At 66.5% G+C, this 3,104-nt stretch carries 3 protein-coding genes and 1 pseudogene; 1 reads left to right on the top strand and 3 read right to left on the bottom strand.

Translation table 11 applies throughout. The annotated features are described in order from the left end of the window. Nucleotides 1-140: 140 nt before the first annotated feature. Both O9280_RS15445 and O9280_RS15440 read right to left on the bottom strand, forming a co-directional pair. Nucleotides 141-845, bottom strand: coding sequence for a hypothetical protein (locus O9280_RS15445; RefSeq protein ID WP_298344754.1), 705 nt, complete (start codon nt 843-845; stop codon nt 141-143). Then, the gene (locus O9280_RS15440; RefSeq protein WP_298344751.1) at nt 842-1,393 is read right to left on the bottom strand and encodes a MarR family transcriptional regulator; all 552 of its coding nucleotides are present in this window, start codon (nt 1,391-1,393) and stop codon (nt 842-844) included. Before O9280_RS15440 ends, O9280_RS15445 begins: the two co-directional genes overlap by 4 nt. Before the next feature lie 282 nt (nt 1,394-1,675). On the opposite strand from O9280_RS15440, the gene O9280_RS15435 reads away from it, so the two are divergent. Beyond that, entirely contained in the window at nt 1,676-1,966 is a 291-nt protein-coding gene (locus O9280_RS15435) for a type II toxin-antitoxin system ParD family antitoxin (RefSeq protein ID WP_298344748.1), read from the top strand. Between the two features lie 418 nt (nt 1,967-2,384). On the opposite strand, the pseudogene O9280_RS15430 reads toward O9280_RS15435, so the two are convergent. After that, nucleotides 2,385-3,104, bottom strand: a pseudogene (locus O9280_RS15430) (ISL3 family transposase); the annotation flags it as partial.

Below are 3,104 nucleotides of genomic sequence, written 5' to 3'. Positions count from 1 at the left end.
GGCTCGTCGCCCCCACCTCGGCGCGCCGCCAGCGCCTTGCGTCTTGCCTCACCCATCGGGTGAGTGTGCCAGCACGCCGCAAGTGCAGGTCAGCGCTCGCAAATCAGGTCATCGCATCACGGGAACTGCCGGATCTAGGTTCAACCGAGCGCAGCAATCTGCCGGAGCCTGGCCTGGAGGTCTGGTAACCGCGCCTGGCTGGCGGCATCACCCGGCAAGTGCCCAGGCAGACTGTCCAGGAAGCCTCTGGATGCCATCAGCTGCGCGATGGCCGTTCCAACTTGGCGGCGCAACTCCGGCAGGGCCTGCCGCAGTTCGATCAGCAGGCTCTCCCTGCCGTCGATCACGCTGACGATGTCGGCCATGTCATGGCTGAAGAGGAAGTCGCCCTGTCCACGCCTCGCGAATGCCTCGAGTTTGGTGGCCACGAAGGCCGGGGCCGTAATCACCTGGATGCGCCTGCCGCTCGGCAGTGTTGCTGTCCAGGCGGTCTCGCACGCCAGCGGGTACCAGCGGTTGCTGAAGCCCAACACATCCGGTAGCGTGGGCATGACGTCCACCGTCACGCCGCCCACGGTCCAGCGGCAGATCGGCGCCCCCATCCGCACGTCCGGTTTGAAGCCTCTGGCACGGAGCTCGACCTCCAGGGCGTAGTAATCGGCGCGCACGACCACCTGGGCCAGCAGATCGACGTCCTCGGTGGGTCTGATCGCGGGCTGGCCAGGGTCCGTGATGAGAAGACCTGCGACCGCGCCGCCCACGAACACCAAACGGCCGCAGAGCTCGTCGCCGAGTCGCTGCGCGACGACATCGAGCATCTGGACGTTGGGATCGTTGGGGTTCATGGCGAGGCCGCGTCAGCTGCAGCGTCGGACCAGCGCTCATCCAGCCATTTCACCGCCAACGCTCGCTCGCGCGCGCTACCGGCGCGGATGGCGTCGAACACCGCGAGCAACTCGTAGAGCGGTTTGCGGTGCAAAGCGGCCTGGGGCACCGTCGGGTACAGCGGATGCAGGGTCTCGCCCCTGACCGTGCCGTTCTTGTCTGGCCACACGGGCGGGAGCTCGCCGGCCGGCGAGCGGATGACCGCATTCAGCGGTGCGGCCGCATAGCCCGTCGGCACGCCTCGGGTCTGTGGGCCTCGGGTAGGCGGGAAGCAGTACCTCGCCCCGTGCTGCACGAACAGCCGAAGGGGTTCGAGCCGCACGCGGGCCCGGCCGGATGGATCCTTCAGTGCCAGCTGGGCTGCCACTGCTCTCGTCACCGCCGCATGAACTTCGGAAGCGGTGAGCCCCAGGTCGGCCGCCAGTGCAGCGTAGCTGGGTGCGTCGCCGGATGCCCCATCCAGCGACAGGCGGAAAAGAACCAGCAAGTCTTGCGGACGCAAGACCATCTGTGGGTTCGACTTGGCGTGCGGCACCGTGTTTCGCGTCAGCTCAATGCATATGTTCTCTATTCGCGGATAGCGAATGATGAACTGTATCTGACACCCTGTGCATCGGCAAGTGCCGCCAGACCAGCGGTCTTGACGACTCGCTGAGCCGCGCATCCACTCGAGGCGAGTTGGAGACACTGAAACCTACACAGCCCGCCTTCGCGACCGTTCTCACATTGGCATAATCTGCCAATAGCAGCCGAGCAGATCACGTGCTCTCCATCTTGGGAGCCTTGCCGCATGCCCACCCGCAACGTCGTTCTGAGCGAGCATCAACAGCAGTTGGTGGAGACGCTCGTGCGGTCCGGTCGTTACCAGAACGCCAGCGAGGTGCTGCGTGAGGGTCTGCGTCTCATCGAGGAGCGGGATCGTCGCGAAGAGGCCAAACTGAAGGCCCTGCAGCAGGCCGCCCGCCAGGGCTGGGCCGATGTGTCCGCCGGCCGGTACGCCGACGTGGGTGACGATCAGATCGAAGACTTCATCGGACAGTTGGGCCGACGCGCCGCACAGGCCATCAAGACGGCGGGCTGATGTTTCGCTATCGCCTGTCGGACGCCGCGCAGCGCGATGTTCTGGACATCCTCGCATGGACGCAGGAGCAGTTCGGCGAAGCGGCCCGGCTTCGCTACGAGGCCCTGATTGTTGCTGCCCTCCGGGACGTGGCAAGCCAGCCAGACAGACCAGGCAGCCTCGAGCGGCCCGAACTCGGCACTGGCGTCCGCTCCTGGCACCTGCGACTCAGCCGGGAACACGCGAAGCCCGCCCTGGGCATCGTCCGTCGACCCCGCCACTTCCTCGTCTACCGCCTTGAGCCCGGCCTTCTTGTGATCGGTCGGATCCTGCATGACGCCATGGAATTGGCGCGGCACCTGGAAGGCGACTCGCCCTGGGTGTAGCCGCTGGCAGCAGGAGGTGAAGAACTGCCTCTCGGCACTGCCGGCAGTGGCATGTAGGCCCAGGCTCGGGCGGTGCGAACGGTGGTCATCCGGGAGATCAGGGCGTCCAGATCGGCGGCGGCCTCGGGTTTGAGGCTCTCGCGGTCCTTCAGCAGCGACCAACGCATGCCCTTGAGGGACTTGTCGGTGCGCTGCTCGATGCGCCGCATCTTGTCCACCGCCGCGTTGGCATGCCAGACGACGTGGAACTTGTCGAAGGTGATGCGTGCGTTGGGCAGTTCCTCGGTGCAGCCTTTGATGTAGGCCGGGGACATGTCGATGCTGACGCAGTCGATCTGCTCGGGCGGGCAGCCGTGCTCGACCAGCTCATCGGCGATGGCCGCCACCGCCTTGGCGTCACGTCCCTCGACGACGGCCAGCACGCGCCGCTCATCGGCGTCGGCCGCCAGCGTGATGTAGTCGTGGCCGCGGGCACGCGAGGTCTCGTCGATGGCCAGAGCCCGGACGTTGCCGAAGTAGGCCTGCGCCACGGCGAGGCTCACGTAGCGCTTGCAGATCGCCAGCACGCGGTGCGGCGAGATGCCCACGATGCGCGCCACGGCGGCAAACGGCATCTGCGGCGCCAGCATCAGCACCAGCGCCTCGAACAGCAGCGTGAAGCCCGAGAGCTTGCCGGCAAACGGGGGCTTGACCAGGTGCACCGTACCGTCGGGCAGTTTCACGCGCGGCGTGCGCACTTCGAGCACGCACTCATGCTGGAAGAAGTTCAGGTG

This window comes from Silanimonas sp., from assembly GCF_027531545.1.
Taxonomy (GTDB): Bacteria; Pseudomonadota; Gammaproteobacteria; order Xanthomonadales; family Xanthomonadaceae; genus Silanimonas.
Note: the sequence above shows the minus strand (reverse complement) of the source record. Positions and strands in the feature narration are given on the sequence as shown.